1 protein-coding gene is annotated in these 509 nt (G+C 65.0%); it reads right to left on the bottom strand.

Annotation, left to right across the window (positions count from 1 at the left end; genetic code table 11):
• Nucleotides 1–468, bottom strand: a 468-nt coding sequence (locus tag RMT89_RS40980; protein WP_315888839.1) for a hypothetical protein, incomplete at its 3' end; no start/stop codon positions are given.
• Nucleotides 469–509 lie beyond the last annotated feature (41 nt).

The following is a 509-nucleotide window of genomic DNA, read 5'->3' on the forward strand; positions in this document are numbered from 1 at the left end:
CGCCCGCTCGGCCGAGGTTGCCTGTGCCAGTGCCTCGCGGTGCCGCAGCAGTTCCGCCTGCACAGGGTTCTTGGCGCGGATAATGTCCAGCTCACGCTGCTGGCTCTGGATCAGATCTTCGATGGCCCGCCGCTCACGATCCGCTTCGCTCGCGATCCTGCCCCCGCCCCCGCCTCCGCCGCCTGAGCGGACCCGGCCAGCCCCGGCCCTAGTTTCAGCAAGCGCGGCTCGTTCAGTATCACGTTGCTTTTTATGTTCTTTTTCGATCTGGTCGGCGACAAAATCGCCCACATCAGCGATTGCCACCTTCGCGCGCCGTGCGAGCCGATCGGCAAAGCTGCCGCCCATATCTGCCGCCCTGCGCTCTGTCTCGCGGATGAGTTGCTCGCCCTGTTTGACGGCCTCCTTGGCATTCGCACCTGCCCGGAGCGCCTGCAACTCGGCGAATTTCGCGGCGTTCTGGATCATACCGCCGCCGATGCTTGACAGGATCGACGCGATTCCGGCCA

Source organism: Streptomyces sp. P17, assembly GCF_032436805.1.
Lineage (GTDB): Bacteria > Actinomycetota > Actinomycetes > Streptomycetales > Streptomycetaceae > Streptomyces.